13 protein-coding genes are annotated in these 13,497 nt (G+C 69.3%); 11 read left to right on the top strand and 2 right to left on the bottom strand.

Features of this window, described 5'->3' with window-relative positions; translation table 11 throughout:
* Positions 1–3: 3 nt before the first annotated feature.
* Positions 4–975 carry a LysM peptidoglycan-binding domain-containing protein gene (locus LMI96_RS04820; RefSeq protein ID WP_228360656.1) on the bottom strand — a complete coding sequence of 324 codons (972 nt, stop codon included), beginning with the start codon at positions 973–975 and terminating at the stop codon, positions 4–6.
* A 189-nt stretch (positions 976–1,164) separates the two neighbouring features.
* On the opposite strand from LMI96_RS04820, the gene LMI96_RS04815 reads away from it, so the two are divergent.
* The gene (locus LMI96_RS04815) at positions 1,165–1,512 is read left to right on the top strand and encodes an Rv2175c family DNA-binding protein (RefSeq protein ID WP_374197459.1); all 348 of its coding nucleotides are present in this window, start codon (positions 1,165–1,167) and stop codon (positions 1,510–1,512) included.
* Between the two features lie 42 nt (positions 1,513–1,554).
* On the opposite strand, the gene LMI96_RS04810 is transcribed toward LMI96_RS04815, so the two are convergent.
* Complete coding sequence (locus tag LMI96_RS04810) at positions 1,555–2,649, bottom strand: polyprenyl synthetase family protein (RefSeq protein WP_374197907.1); 1,095 nt, start codon at positions 2,647–2,649, stop codon at positions 1,555–1,557.
* Positions 2,650–2,713: 64 nt separating this feature from the next.
* Between LMI96_RS04810 and LMI96_RS04805 the strand changes: the two genes are divergently transcribed.
* The 10 genes from LMI96_RS04805 to LMI96_RS04760 all read left to right on the top strand — a co-directional run bounded on the left by LMI96_RS04805 (position 2,714) and on the right by LMI96_RS04760 (position 13,492).
* Positions 2,714–3,085, top strand: coding sequence for a DUF3040 domain-containing protein (locus LMI96_RS04805; protein WP_228360655.1), 372 nt, complete (start codon positions 2,714–2,716; stop codon positions 3,083–3,085).
* Between the two features lie 170 nt (positions 3,086–3,255).
* Positions 3,256–3,687, top strand: a complete 432-nt coding sequence (mraZ, locus tag LMI96_RS04800; protein ID WP_228360654.1) for a division/cell wall cluster transcriptional repressor MraZ — start codon at positions 3,256–3,258, stop codon at positions 3,685–3,687.
* Between the two features lie 103 nt (positions 3,688–3,790).
* Positions 3,791–4,744: a 16S rRNA (cytosine(1402)-N(4))-methyltransferase RsmH gene (gene rsmH, locus LMI96_RS04795; protein WP_228360653.1), complete on the top strand. Its 954-nt coding sequence runs from the start codon at positions 3,791–3,793 to the stop codon at positions 4,742–4,744.
* Positions 4,741–5,355 (top strand): hypothetical protein, encoded by a 615-nt coding sequence (locus LMI96_RS04790; RefSeq protein WP_223721466.1) that lies wholly within the window; start codon positions 4,741–4,743, stop codon positions 5,353–5,355. The genes rsmH and LMI96_RS04790 overlap by 4 nt, the downstream gene beginning before the upstream one ends.
* A 4-nt stretch (positions 5,356–5,359) precedes the next feature.
* Positions 5,360–7,141: a penicillin-binding protein 2 gene (locus LMI96_RS04785; protein ID WP_228360652.1), complete on the top strand. Its 1,782-nt coding sequence runs from the start codon at positions 5,360–5,362 to the stop codon at positions 7,139–7,141.
* A gap of 23 nt (positions 7,142–7,164) precedes the next feature.
* Positions 7,165–8,577, top strand: coding sequence for a UDP-N-acetylmuramoyl-tripeptide--D-alanyl-D-alanine ligase (gene murF, locus LMI96_RS04780; RefSeq protein ID WP_228360651.1), 1,413 nt, complete (start codon positions 7,165–7,167; stop codon positions 8,575–8,577).
* Positions 8,574–9,683, top strand: coding sequence for a phospho-N-acetylmuramoyl-pentapeptide-transferase (gene mraY / locus LMI96_RS04775; RefSeq protein ID WP_223721463.1), 1,110 nt, complete (start codon positions 8,574–8,576; stop codon positions 9,681–9,683). Before murF ends, mraY begins: the two co-directional genes overlap by 4 nt.
* A complete protein-coding gene (gene murD, locus LMI96_RS04770) occupies positions 9,680–11,224 on the top strand; it encodes a UDP-N-acetylmuramoyl-L-alanine--D-glutamate ligase (protein WP_228360650.1) in 1,545 nt (514 codons plus the stop codon). Before mraY ends, murD begins: the two co-directional genes overlap by 4 nt.
* Positions 11,175–12,422, top strand: a complete 1,248-nt coding sequence (ftsW, locus tag LMI96_RS04765) for a putative lipid II flippase FtsW (protein WP_223721461.1) — start codon at positions 11,175–11,177, stop codon at positions 12,420–12,422. The genes murD and ftsW overlap by 50 nt, the downstream gene beginning before the upstream one ends.
* On the top strand, positions 12,419–13,492 hold the full coding sequence (locus LMI96_RS04760; RefSeq protein WP_228360649.1) for a glycosyltransferase: 1,074 nt from the start codon (positions 12,419–12,421) through the stop codon (positions 13,490–13,492). The genes ftsW and LMI96_RS04760 overlap by 4 nt, the downstream gene beginning before the upstream one ends.
* The last annotated feature ends 5 nt before the right edge of the window (positions 13,493–13,497 follow it).

Here is a 13,497-nt window from a genome sequence, read left to right as displayed (position 1 = left end):
GGCTCAGCCGAGAACGCTCAGCCAGGTGGTCGCCGGCTGCTCCCACTGCGCGTAGCGGTCGGGGTAGGCGGAGATCTGCACCGACTGCGCCGCATCCGCGTACGACATCGACTCCCAGCCGGGAATGTCGAGCAGCCCCCGCGTGAGCGTTCCGTTCGGATCTCCCGCGCCACCGAAGAAGGCGCGCGTCGCCCGGTCGGGATCGCGGACCTGGTCGGCCGTGCCCCATCCGCTCGCCGGTCGCTGCTGGAACAGTCCCTCCGAGTCGCGGTCGCCCCAGTCGAGGTTGCGGAGCCAGGACTCCTGCATCGCCGTGCCCAGCGCGATGACGATGCCCCGGTCGGACACCCCGAGTTCCCGACCGATCCGGATGATGAGCTGCGCGTTGGCGATCTGCTCGGCGTCCAACTCGAGAACCGGAGCGGCGGCAGCGGGTGCGGGGGCGGCGGCTGCGGCGGGTGCGGACGGCGCCGCCGCGGTCGGGAGGGCGATGGTCTGCCCGGGGTAGATGATCGAGTCCCAGGTGAGACCGTTCGCGGCGAGCACGGCCTGCGCCGTTGTTCCGTTCCGTGCCGCGATGCCGCTGATCGTGTCACCGGCCTGCACGGTGTGCGCGGCCGTCGCGGACGGCGGCGCCGGAGCTGGCGCAGAGACGGGGGCCTGCAGCTGCAGGAGATCGCCCGGGTGGAGCACCGAGTCCCACCCCAGGCCGCTCCAGGCCAGCACATCGGCCGTGCGTAGTCCGTATCGGCCGGCGACGCCGCTCACGGTGTCGCCGGAGACGACCGTGTGGGTCGCCGGGGGAGCGACGGATGCGGGCAGCGCGGTGGGAAGCGGGCGTGCGTCGTGTGAGGCGAGCGTCCGCGGTTCGGCAGCATGACCGATCGCGGGGTGCAGGGCCAGAGCCACACCGCCGGCGAGGGCGGAGAGGCCAAGCGCGGCGGTGCGGGGGCGTACGAGGGCGTGCGAAGACATGGGCGTCCTCCTTATGGTGGATCGTCCTTCCGGGGGTTCGGCCACCCTGACATCGGTCGATAACGGTGTCAACGGATGTGAAGGATGTGACAGATGAGAAAACTGTCATCCGCGGTGCCATGCCCGCGCGTGTCGTTGCGGATCCGCTGCCGCGTGGGGAAGCGCAGCAGCGGGTGAGATAGTTGAGGGGTGACCGGCGACAACGACACCCGAATCCCCACCGACTGGTTAGCCATGCCCGACCTCGTGGAGGCGACCGGCGAATCGCTCAGTCGCGTCCGGAGGTACATCGACGAGGCGTACCTGATCGGCTCGCGTCGCAACGGCCCGTTCCAGGTTCCGGCCATCTTCCTCGTCGACGGAGTGCCGCTGAGCTCGCTGCGCGGAACCATCATCGCGATCCGGGATGCCGGTCTCACCGACGACGAGGCGATCGACTGGCTGCTCGAGCACGACGAGGCGATCGGACAGGCGCCGATCACGTCGTTGCTGCAGGGCCGGAAGAGCGAAGTGCGCCGGGTCGCGCGCACCCTCTGACCCGTCCGGAACGGTGACGGCCCTGCGTCACCGCGCGGGCGGTCAGGCCGATCGGGCCGTGGCCGCGCGCGCGAGGTCGCGGAGTTCGCCCACCGCGGCGTTGCCGAGAGGTGCGCCCGACAGCGCACGGTCGGCCTGACGGGCGAAATCCGCGATCAACTGCTCGACTCGTTCGAGGGCACCGCTGTCGATGATCGTGCGCTGCAGCGCCTCGATCTGCGCGACCTCGAGCGCGGGATCTCCGATGAGCTCGTCGAGAACGGCGCGGGTGCCCGCGGGCAATGCCTCGCGGGCGTACGCGACGAGCACGGTGCGCTTGCCCTCGCGCAAGTCGTCGCCCGACGGCTTCCCGGTTTCGGCCTCATCGCCGAACACCCCCAGCACGTCATCGCGCAGCTGGAAGGCCATCCCGACCGGATGCCCGAAGGCGCTCAGAGTCGACAGCTGTCCCTCGTCCGCCCCCGCCAGCGCCGCGCCGATGCGCAACGGCTGCTCGACGCTGTAGCGCGCCGACTTGAGCGAGGCGACGCGGAGCGCTCGTTCCGCGTGCCGCTCGTCACCCTCGGTGAAGTACGCGGATTCTTCGGCGATGTCGAGGAACTGCCCGACCGTGACGTCGCGCCGCATCCGCGCGTACTCGGTGCGGGCGGATGCCGCCGCCTCCGGCGATGACCCCCGCAGCCCCGCCTCGAACAGGTCATCGCTCCACGCGACGAGCAGGTCGCCGGCGAGGATCGCCGACGAGCGCCCGAAGGACTCGGCGTCGCCGGCCCACTGCCGGCCGCGGTGGTGCGCCTCGAACGCCCGGTGCGCCGCGGGGCGTCCGCGGCGGGTGTCGGAGTTGTCGATGAGGTCGTCGTGCACGAGCGCGGCGGCGTGGAAGACCTCGAGGGATGCCGCGGCGGCGATCACGCTCTCGGGGATCTCGACATCGCGCGATCGAGCCTCGGCGACGGCGCGCCATCCGGTCAGGCAGAAACGCGCGCGGAGGCGTTTTCCGCCCTGTACTGCTCCTGCGGTAGCGGTGACGAAATCGCCCGCATCCGAACCCATCTCCGTCGTATCCCGCGATTGGGATACGAAGAAGTTGTCCAGACGCTGGGAAACCGCCTCGATCGCATCTGACATCCTCGACACGGGCCTAGCCTAGTCAGAGCGCCGACGCGTAGACTTCGGCATAACCGTCACCCAAGGGGGATGAATGCCTCTCTCCGAACAAGAGCAGCGCCTGCTCGATGAGATGGAACGCCATCTCATGAGCAACGACGCCGACGTCGTCAGCGCTCCTCAGGACGGTCGCTCGCTCAGTTACCGAAACATCGTCTACGGCACGATCCTCGTGCTCGCGGGACTCGGTGGTTTGATCGTCGGCCTGTCCACTCAGCTCATCGTCGTCGGAGTCGTCGGGTTCGTCCTGATGCTCGGTGGAGTCATCCTCGCCGTCACCCCGACGCGATCCCTGCGTGCCCCGGCGTCCGCCGCCCCCGCGACCGGAACGCCGAAAGCTCGGACGAATGCCTCCTTCATGGATCGCATGAACGATCGCTGGGACCGCCGCCAAGAAGGCCGCTGACCCGCACACACCGCTTATGAAAGCGCCGCCCCCTCGGGGCGGCGCTTTTTTGCGTGCGCGGGGAGGATCCGCCCAGATCGGCCAACGAATGAGTAGTGAAGTGGAGGAAAGTGGAGTAAAGTGGTGATCACCTCACACGTGGGCCGGACGAAGGAGGGGGGAATGCGCACATGCTGCTGGGAACTCACACCCCCAAGCTCGACGACAAAGGTCGCGTCATCCTCCCGGCCAAGTTCCGCGACGACCTCGGAGCCGGCGTCGTGATCACCCGCGGTCAGGACCGCTGCCTCTACGTCTTCAGCGAGGCCGAGTTCGAACGGGTGCACGAGCGCATCCGCGAGGCCCCGCTCAGCAACAAGCAGGCCCGCGACTTCCTGCGCATGTTCCTCTCCGGCGCGAGCGCCGAGAAGCCCGACGGCCAGAACCGCGTGACGATCCCGCCGGCGCTTCGCGCCTACGCCGGACTCGACCGCGAGCTCGTCCTCACGGGTGTCGGCGCGCACGCCGAGATCTGGAACGCCGACGCGTGGAACTCCTACACCGAGACCAACGAATCCGCCTACTCCGAACTGGAGCAGGAGGTGATCCCGGGACTCTTCTGAGCCCCTCGGTCCTGACTCCCAGCCGCCCCCGCCCTGACGCACTTCCCCCGTGTCAGGTAGGCGAGCGGATGGGGATCAGGGCCGAGGGATCCGGCCCCTCATCATGACTCTCCGCGACATTCACACCCCGGTCATGCTCGAGCGCACCGTCGAGCTCCTCGCTCCGGCCCTCCGTGCGCCCGGCGCCGTCTTCGTCGATGCGACCCTCGGCATGGGCGGACACAGCGAAGCGTTCCTCGAGCGATTCCCCGAACTCCACGTGATCGGCCTCGACCGCGACACGGACGCGCTTCGCATCGCGGAGAAGCGCCTGGCGCCCTACGCCGATCGGACCACCTTCGTCCACACGGTCTACGACGGCATCGCGGACGCGGTCGTCGGGGCCGGTGTGCCGCGCGTCGACGGCATCCTCTTCGACCTCGGCGTGTCCTCGCTGCAGCTCGACGAGGCCGATCGCGGGTTCGCCTACGCCAAGGACGCACCGCTCGACATGCGGATGGACCAGAGCAGCGGAACGACCGCGGCCGACGTGCTCGCCACCTACTCCGAGGGCGCGCTGCGCCGCATCTTCGAGCGCTACGGCGAAGAGAAGCTCTCCGGACGGTACGCCCGCGCGATCCTCGCGGCGCGCGACGAGGCGCCCATCGAGCGATCCGGACGACTCGTGCAGATTCTGGATGCGGCCACGCCCGCCGCGCTGAAGAACGCCGGCCACCCCGCCAAGCGCGTCTTCCAGGCGCTCCGCATCGAAGTGAACAGCGAACTCGCCTCCCTCGACCGGGCGATCCCGGCGGCGCTCGACGTGCTCGCGGTCGGCGGTCGCATGGTCGTGCTCTCGTACCAGTCGCTCGAGGACCGCTTCGTCAAGCGCGAACTCGCCCGCGCCTCCGCATCCACCTCGCCCGCGGGCCTGCCCGTCGAGCTGCCCGAGCACGCGCCCCGCTTCCGGCTCCTCGTCAAGGGCGCCGAACTCGCGGACGACGCCGAACGCGCGCGCAACCCGCGCGCCATCCCCGTGCGCCTGCGCGCGGCCGAACGCATCAGGGAGATCGTATGAGCGTCGCCGCCGCACCCGTGGACTTCGTCTCCGCGATCCCGTTCGAGGAGGAGACCGGACAGCGCGACCCCGGTCGCGGCCTCCGGCCGCTCGAGCAGCCGGTGCGCCGGCGCCGCCCGCGTCTGGCCTACGGCATCCTCGCGGTCGCCGGCGCGATCGCGATCGCGGGCGCACAGATGCTCTTCTCCGTGCTGTCCACGCAGAGCTCGTTCGAACTCTCCGCGCTCACCCAGCAGCAGCGGGAGCTCACCTGGCAGAAGCAGATCCTGTACGACGAGGTCGCAGGTCTCAGCTCTCCGCAGTACCTCGCGGCCAATGCGACGGCGCTCGGCATGGTCATCAACGAGTCGCCGAGCTACCTGCGGCTGAGCGATGGAGCCGTGCTCGGCAGCCAGCAGGCATCCGTCTACACGTCGTCGATCGATGCTCTCGGTCGCGGCGCGGTCGCCAACGCCCTGATCGCGCAGACGCCACTCGTGACCGCCCCGGACGCCACGATCGACGGTGTGCAGGCGCCCGCCGTCGATCCGGCGACGACCGACCCGACCGCGACCGATCCGGCGACACCCCCGGCGCTGACCGACGGACTGCCCACCCCCACGACACACTGAGACCATGACGACGCGAAGCACTCGAAGCCCTCGCCGCCGCACCGTCGTCGCTCTCGCGGTGGTTCTGGCGGTGCTCGTCGTCTTCGTCGTCCGGCTGGTCGACATCCAGGTGGTGAACGCCCGCGAGCACGTCGACGACTCGCTCGCGATGGGCATCGGCGCATCGACCACGCTGTACGGCACGCGCGGGTCGATCGTCGATACGAACGGGCAGACGTTGGCCGGCAGCATCCTGCAGTACGACGCCGAACTCGACCCGAGCAACGTCGGTCCGATCACACGGACGGACGCGACGGGCGCCAAGGTCGAGGTGGACTGGCCGACGCTCGCCGCCGAGATCGGTGCAATCACCGGGCAGACGCCGGAAGACGTGCAGAAGATCGTCGCGGATGCCCTCGCGGTGAACCCCGACTCGCAGTACGCCGAACTCACGAAGGGGCTGTCCACCGAGAAGTACCGCGCGCTGGCAGACCTCGAAATCCCGTACCTCTACATGAAGCAGCATCCCGCGCGGACCTACCCGGACGGTGCCGTCGCCGGCAACCTCGTGGGCTTCGTCGGCAGCGGCGGTGAGCCGCTGGAGGGGCTGGAAAGCTCCCAGAATCAGTGCCTGACGTCCACGAACGGCGAACGCATCTACCAGCGCGGCAAGGACGGCGTCGTCATCCCGGGCACCGAGCAGATCACCCCGGCCGTCGACGGCGGCACGCTCTCGCTCACCATCGACCGCGACCTGCAGTGGTACCTGCAGCAGCTGATCGCCGAGCAGACGCAGAACCAGAGCGCGCAGCACGGCCAGATCATGGTCGTCGAGGCCAAGACGGGCAAGATCAAGGCGGCCGCCGAGTATCCGACCGTCGACCCCAACAACGTTTCCGCCACCCCGGAGGCCGACCGCAGCAGCCGCATCTTCCGCGGCGAGTTCGAGCCCGGTTCGACGTTCAAGGCGCTGACCGCGGCGACCGCGATCGACACGGGAGCGGCGACGCCGACGAGCACGGTCACCGCATCCGGACGCGAGACCTTCCCGAACGGCGCACGCGTGACGGACGCGATCTCGCACGGGCCGACGAACTACACGCTCGCGGGCGTGCTCATCGACTCGTCGAACGTCGGCATCTCGAAGTTCGCCGAGAAGGTTCCGGTCGAGACGCGCTACGACTATCTGCAGCGCTTCGGCATCGGTCAGGTGAGCGGCGTGGGCTTCCCGGGGGAGGCCGACGGCGAGCTCCGGCCGGTGTCCGACTGGGACGACCAGACGTTCTACAACACCTCGTTCGGACAGGGCGTCGCGACGACGCTCCCGCAGCTCATGGGCGCGTACCAGGCGATCGCCAACGACGGCGTGAAGGTGCCGCTCTCGCTCGTGCAGTCCTGCACGCACGCCGACGGCACGGTCGAGACACCGGATTCGGGCGCCTCCACGCAGGTCGTTAGCGCGTCGACGGCCCAGCAGGTGCGCGAGATGCTCGAGAACGTCGCCGTCCAGGGCGGTAACGCGCGAGCGATCGCGATCAACGGCTACCGCCTCGGGATCAAGACCGGTACCGGCGAGATCTCGGAGAACGGCGCCTACAAGAACGGCGTGTACTTCACGACGATGATCGGAATGGCGCCCATCGACGACCCCCAGTACATCGTCGCCGTCACCCTCGATCAGCCCACTGCGGTAAGGTCGTCAGCGGCCAACGCGGCCGCCTTCCAGCAGGCGATGACCCAGGTCCTCAAGACCTACCGGGTGATGCCCTCCGACTCGCAGCCCGTGCTGCTGCCGAAGACCGGCTGACCGGCCACGCGCCCGCACCAGACATGATCGCACTCACTCTTTCCCACATCACGCACGTGCTCGGCGGCGAACTCCGCCTCGCCGGCACCGACACACCCGAGACCCTCGTCACCGGATCGGTCGACACCGACTCCCGGCAGATCGGTCCGGGCGACATCTTCGTCGCGAAGCCGGGCGACGTGACCGACGGACACGTGTTCGTCGGCACCGCCCGCTCCGCGGGCGCGGCTCTCGCGATCGTCGAGCGGCCCGTCGACGAGCAGATCACGCAGATCGTCGTGCCGCACGCGGTGACGGCTCTGGCCGATCTTGCCCGCGACGTCGTCGCGCAGGTACGTGCCGGCGGCGATCTTCGGATCGTCGGCATCACCGGCTCGAACGGCAAGACGACCACGAAGAACCTTCTCGCCCGGATCCTGGAGGACGAGGGGGAGACCGTCGCGCCCCGCGCGTCGTTCAACAACGAAGTGGGTGCGCCGCTCACGATGCTGCGCGTCACGACCGAGACGCGGTTCCTCGTCAGCGAATTCGGGGCCAGCGCCCCGGGTGCGATCGCGCAGCTCGCCGGTCTCGTCGAGCCCGACCTCGGCGTCGTCCTGATGGTCGGGATGGCCCACGCGGGCGGTTTCGGCGGGATCGAGGGAACCTTCCACGCGAAGTCCGAGCTCGTGAAAGCGCTCCGTCCGGGCGGGCTGGCCGTGCTGAACGCGGATGACCCCCGCGTGGCCGCCATGGCACCGATCGCGGCCGAGCACGGGGCTTCCGTTCGCTGGTTCGGCCTCGGCGCCGACGCCGACGTGCGGGCCAGCGACGTCGAGGTGTCGGCATCCGGAACCCGTTTCGTCCTCACCGTCGGCGAAGAGTCGCTGCCCGTGTCGCTGCGCGTCCTCGGGGCGCACCACGTGATGAACGCCCTGGCGGCGGTCGCTGCGGCGACGACGCTCGGAGTGTCGATTGCGGACTGCGTGGCCCGGCTCGAGACGGTGGAGATCGCCGAGCGGTGGCGGATGCAGCCCCTCGGGTCGGACCGCATCCGCATCATCAACGACGCGTACAACGCCAGCCCCGACTCTATGACGGCGGCGCTTCGCACCCTCGCCCAGATCACCGGCCCGAGCGAGCGGATGGTGGCCGTCCTCGGCGCGATGAGCGAACTCGGCGAGTACGCGGGCGACGAGCACGACCGGATCGGCGAGCTGGCCGTGCGGCTGCGCATTCCGCGCATCGTGGTGATCGGTCAGGACGCCCGTCGCATGTACATCTCGGCCATCTCCGAAGGTTCCTGGAGCGACGAGGCCGTCTTCTTCCCCGATGCCGACCAGGCGTTCGAGTACCTGCGCGGCGAGCTGCGGGACGGTGACCGGGTACTGGTGAAGTCTTCCAACTCGGCCGGCCTCCGGTTCCTGGGCGACCGGTTGGGAGAGCTGTACGCATGAGATCACTCCTCACCGCGGCGGCGATCTCGCTCGCCTTCACCCTGTTCCTGACCCCCGTCATCCTGCGGCTCTTCCGCAAGTGGGGATGGGGTCAGGTCATCCGCACCCCCGATGACGTCCGCAACCCCAATCACGGTGCGAAGCGCGGAACGCCCACGATGGGCGGCGTCATCTTCATCGTCGGTACCCTCGTCGGTTACTTCATCGGGACGTACGCCGGAGGCAGCCCGCCCACCATCTCGGGGCTCCTCGTCATCTGGATGATGATCGGCTTCGGCCTGGTCGGGTTCATCGACGACTACATGAAGGTGCGCCGTCAGAACAGCCTCGGTCTGAGCGGCTGGCGGAAGATCGTCGGGCAGGTGCTCGTCGTGGTGCCGTTCGGGATCGTCGCGCTGAACTTCCCGAACGCTGCTCAGCAGACGCCGGCGAGTCCGTACGTTTCACTGTTCCGCGACATCCCGGTGCTCTCGTTCATGGCTCTCGGCGTCGTCGTCGGATGGATTCTCTACCTGGCCTGGATCGCGTTCCTCGGCGTCGCGACCTCGAACTCCGTGAACGTCTCGGACGGCCTCGACGGCCTCGCCGGAGGCGCGGCGATCTTCGTGATCAGCGCCCAGGCCCTGATCTCGTTCTGGCAGTTCAAACAGCCCTGCGACCTCGAAGCGATCGAGCGCGGCCTGCAGGATGCCTGCTACCAGACGCGCGACCCGTTCGACCTGGCGATCATCGCGGCCTCGTTCATCGGCGCGCTCGTCGGTTTCCTGTGGTGGAACGCGCCGAAGGCGAAGGTCTTCATGGGCGACGTCGGGTCGATGTCGATCGGCGGCGTCATCGCCGCGCTCGCGATCCTGACGCGCACCGAGGTGCTGCTCGCCGTCATCGCGGGTGTCTACGTCGTCGCCTCCGGTTCGGTGATCCTGCAGCGCTTCTACTTCAAGCTGACCCGAGGCAAGCGGTTGTTCCTGATGAGTCCGCTCCATCACCACCTCGAGATGCGCGGTTGGCCCGAGATCACGATTGTCGTGCGGATGTGGATCATCGCTGGGCTGCTCGCCCTCACCGGCGTCGGGCTCTTCTACGTCGAATGGCTCGTGCGCTCATGAGTGCCGAGCGCCTCGACGCGCTGACGAGCTGGCACGCGGACTGGGCCGGGCTCCGGGTGGTCGTGCTCGGCCTCTCGGTGACCGGCTTCTCGGTCGCCGACACGCTCGCCGAGCTCGGCGCCGACGTGCTCGTGGTCAGCGAGCGCGCCGACGAGGAATACGCGCGGCTCCTGCCGGTCATCGGTGCGAGCCTGTGGACGGGAGCGCTCGACACGGTGCCGGCGGAGATCCTCGCGCACCGCCCCGAGCTCGTCATCGCGTCACCGGGTTTCGCTCCGTCGCATCCGGTGATCCGGTGGGCGCAGGATGCCGGGGTCGCGCTCTGGGGCGATATCGAACTCGCCTGGCGCGTGCGCGATAAGGTCCTGCGGCCGGACGGCACGCCGGCCGACTGGGTGCTGATCACCGGTACGAACGGAAAGACCACGACGACGAGCCTCACGGCGACCATGCTCGTCGCCGGTGGCCTGCGTGCGGCACCCGTGGGGAACATCGGTGTGCCTGTGCTCGACGCCATCCGCGACCCGGCGGGATTCGACGTGCTGGTCGTCGAACTCTCCAGCCACCAGCTCTGGTACCTCTCGCTGCAGACCGGCCCCCAGCCACTGTCGCCGCACGCGAGCGTGTGCCTGAACCTCGCGGAGGACCACTACGAATGGCACGGCTCGGCCCTGGCCTACCGCGACGCCAAAGCCGTCGTCTATCAGCACACCCGGGTCGCGTGCGTCTACAACAAGGCCGATGACGCGACCCGCGTGATGGTCGAGGATGCGGATGTGATCGAGGGTGCGCGGGCGATTGGGTTCGATCTCGGTGTGCCCGGGCCGAGCGATCTGGGACTCGTCGACGGCATCCTCGTCGATCGCGCGTTCCTGGACGACCGCCACACGAGCGCCCTGGAGCTCACGACGCTCACCGACCTCCGCGATCGCGGGCTCGGCGCCCCGCACGTCGTCGCGAACATCCTGGCGGCATCCGCTCTCGCCCGTTCGCTCGGGGTGTCGCCCGTCGACATCCGCCGCGCTCTGGCGGAGTTCCGTCTCGACCCGCATCGCATCGAGGTCGTCGCGGTCGCCGAGGGGATCACCTGGGTCGATGACTCGAAGGCCACGAACCCGCACGCCGCGGACTCCTCGCTCGCGGCGTATCCGGGGGCGATCTGGGTCGTGGGCGGCCTGTTGAAAGGCGTCGACATCGGCGCGCTCGTCGCCGGACGCGGCAGCCGCGCGAAGGCGGCGATCGTGATCGGAGCGGAGCGTGGCGAGATCCTCGCGGCGTTCTCGCGACACGCGTCCGAGGTGCCCGTGTTCGAAGTCGATGCCACGCAGACTGAGGACGTCATGGCGCAGGTCGTCGAACTGGCGATCGGGATCGCACGTGACGGGGACGTGGTTCTGCTCGCCCCCGCCGCCGCATCCTTCGATCAGTTCGCCTCCTACGCCGACCGCGGCCGGCTCTTCGCGCAGGCGGTGCAGCGACGGATCGGAAGGGATGCGGGTGGTCGACACGACGAGGACCAGACCGGTCCCGCCGGAGCCTGAGCCCGGCTCTCGCCGCGGGCTCGCGGCACGCGTCTCGCTCGGCCGTGTGTTCGCGCCAGTGCCGAGCGAGTTCCTGCTGATCGCCTCGACGGCGCTGCTGCTCACCGGGTTCGGGCTCGTGATGATCCTCTCCGCCACGTCGGCGACCGCGGAGGATGCCGGCGGCGGCCCCTACGACGCGGTACTCAAACAGGGCGTCTTCGCGATGATCGGCATCCCGCTGATGTTCCTGGCCTCGCGCATGCCGCTCACGTTCTGGAAGCGCATCGCCTGGCCCGCGCTGATCCTCGCGATCCTGTTCCAGATGCTCGTCTTCACGCCGCTGGGCGTGGAGAACGACGGAAACCAGAACTGGATCCGTATCGCGGGGCTGCAGGCTCAGCCGTCCGAATTCCTGAAGGTCACCCTCGCGCTCTGGCTCGGCTACGTGCTGTACCGCAAGAAGACCCTGCTCGCCGACTGGCGGCACGTCTTCATCCCCGCCGTGCCGGTGGGCATCGCGGTGATCGCGACCGTGATGGCCGGCCACGACCTCGGCACGGCGATGATCCTCGTGCTCATCATGCTCGCCGCGCTGTTCTTCTCCGGTGTGAAGCTCCGCGTCTTCCTGCTCCCCGTCCTCCTGGCGGTCGGTGCGGTGGCCTACTTCGCGATCAACAGTCCCGACCGGATGCGGCGCTTCATGAGCTTCATCAACGAGGACTGCCTGGCCGACTACTACGGCGACTGCTACCAGCCGTTGCACGGCATCTGGGGTCTCGCCGGCGGCGGGATCTTCGGGCTGGGCCTCGGCAACTCGAAAGAGAAGTACAGCTGGCTGCCCGCCGCCGCCAACGACTACATCTTCGCGATCGTGGGCGAAGAGCTCGGCCTCATCGGCTGCATCGTCGTGCTGCTCCTGTTCGGGCTCTTCGCGGTCGGCGCGTTCCACATCGTCCGCAAGACCAACGACCCCTTCGTCCGCATCACGGCGGGCGCGATCTCGATCTGGATCGTCGGACAGGCGCTCATGAACGTCGGCGTCGTCCTGCGCCTCCTCCCCGTGTTCGGTGTGCCGCTGCCGTTCATGTCGCAGGGGGGCACCTCGCTCATGTCGGTGTTGATCGGATGCGGTGTGCTCCTGTCGTTCGCGCGCACCCTGCCGAGACCGGGCCCCGTCGCTGCCGCCGCTCCGGTGCGTGGCAGAATCACCCGGTGACGACCTATCTTCTCGCCGGCGGGGGAACCGCCGGCCACGTCAACCCGCTGCTCGCGGTGGCCGATGCGCTCCGCGCCCGCGAGCCCGACGCGGACGTTCTGGTGCTGGGCACGCGTGAGGGGCTCGAAGCGCGACTCGTGCCGGCCCGCGGCTACGAGTTGCTCTTCGTCGACAAAGTGCCCTTCCCGCGTCGCCCGAACCGTGCCGCTGCGAGCTTTCCGGGCCAGTTCCGTCGAGCGATCGCGCAGGTGCGCGCCCACATCCGGGAGCGTCACGTCGACGTGATCGTCGGGTTCGGCGGGTACGCGTCGGCTCCGGCCTACATCGCCGCCGGTCGCGAGCGGGTGCCGTTCGTCGTGCACGAGGCGAACGCCAAGCCCGGACTCGCGAACGTGCTCGGCGCCCGTCGGGCCGCGGCGGTCGGCGTCGCGTTCGCCGGAACGCCGCTCCGTCGCGGCGAGGTCGTCGGAATGCCGCTTCGCGGAGAGATCGTCGATCTCGATCGCGACGCTCTTCGCGCGGAGGCCGCGGAATTCTTCGGGCTCGACGCCGAGAAGCCGACGCTTCTGGTGTTCGGGGGCTCCCTCGGCGCGCTCCGGCTCAACACGGCTCTCGCGGGCTCGTGGGGTGACGTGCGGGCGGCCGGATGGCAGCTCATCCACATCACGGGGGAGCGGTCGGACCTGACCGATCCCGGGGTCCCCGGATACGCGCTCCGGCGTTACGTCGACCGGATGGATCTCGCCTTCGCGCTGGCGGACGTCATCGTGTCCCGCTCCGGGGCCGCGACCGTGAGCGAGATCAGCGCCCTGGGCATCCCGGCGGTGTACGTGCCGTACGCGGTGGGCAACGGGGAGCAGCGGTTGAACGCCGCGTCCGCCGTCGCCGCCGGAGCGGCCATCATCATCCCCGACGCGGACTTCACCCCCGATCGCGTGCGCGCGGAGATTCTGCCGCTGCTCGCCGATGAGACCCGGATCGAGCGGATGCGGAGCGCCGCCGCATCCGTCGGCATCCGGCGCGGTGCCGAGAACGTCGTGGACCTGATCGACCGCGCGCTCACGCGCTGACGCGG

It is taken from the genome of Microbacterium sp. cx-59, from assembly GCF_020805625.1.
Taxonomy (GTDB): Bacteria; Actinomycetota; Actinomycetes; order Actinomycetales; family Microbacteriaceae; genus Microbacterium.
This window is presented reverse-complemented; position numbering and strand designations above follow the sequence as displayed.

What these genes read in the sequence shown, in the direction of transcription:
- LMI96_RS04820 (WP_228360656.1), bottom strand. Translation starts at nt 975, where the DNA reads ATGTCTTCGCACGCCCTCGTACGCCCCCGCACCGCCGCGCTTGGCCTC.
- murD (WP_228360650.1), top strand. Translation starts at nt 9,680, where the DNA reads ATGAGTGCCGAGCGCCTCGACGCGCTGACGAGCTGGCACGCGGACTGG.
- mraY (WP_223721463.1), top strand. Translation starts at nt 8,574, where the DNA reads ATGAGATCACTCCTCACCGCGGCGGCGATCTCGCTCGCCTTCACCCTG.
- rsmH (WP_228360653.1), top strand. Translation starts at nt 3,791, where the DNA reads ATGACTCTCCGCGACATTCACACCCCGGTCATGCTCGAGCGCACCGTC.
- LMI96_RS04790 (WP_223721466.1), top strand. Translation starts at nt 4,741, where the DNA reads ATGAGCGTCGCCGCCGCACCCGTGGACTTCGTCTCCGCGATCCCGTTC.
- mraZ (WP_228360654.1), top strand. Translation starts at nt 3,256, where the DNA reads ATGCTGCTGGGAACTCACACCCCCAAGCTCGACGACAAAGGTCGCGTC.
- ftsW (WP_223721461.1), top strand. Translation starts at nt 11,175, where the DNA reads ATGCGGGTGGTCGACACGACGAGGACCAGACCGGTCCCGCCGGAGCCT.
- LMI96_RS04805 (WP_228360655.1), top strand. Translation starts at nt 2,714, where the DNA reads ATGCCTCTCTCCGAACAAGAGCAGCGCCTGCTCGATGAGATGGAACGC.
- LMI96_RS04785 (WP_228360652.1), top strand. Translation starts at nt 5,360, where the DNA reads ATGACGACGCGAAGCACTCGAAGCCCTCGCCGCCGCACCGTCGTCGCT.
- murF (WP_228360651.1), top strand. Translation starts at nt 7,165, where the DNA reads ATGATCGCACTCACTCTTTCCCACATCACGCACGTGCTCGGCGGCGAA.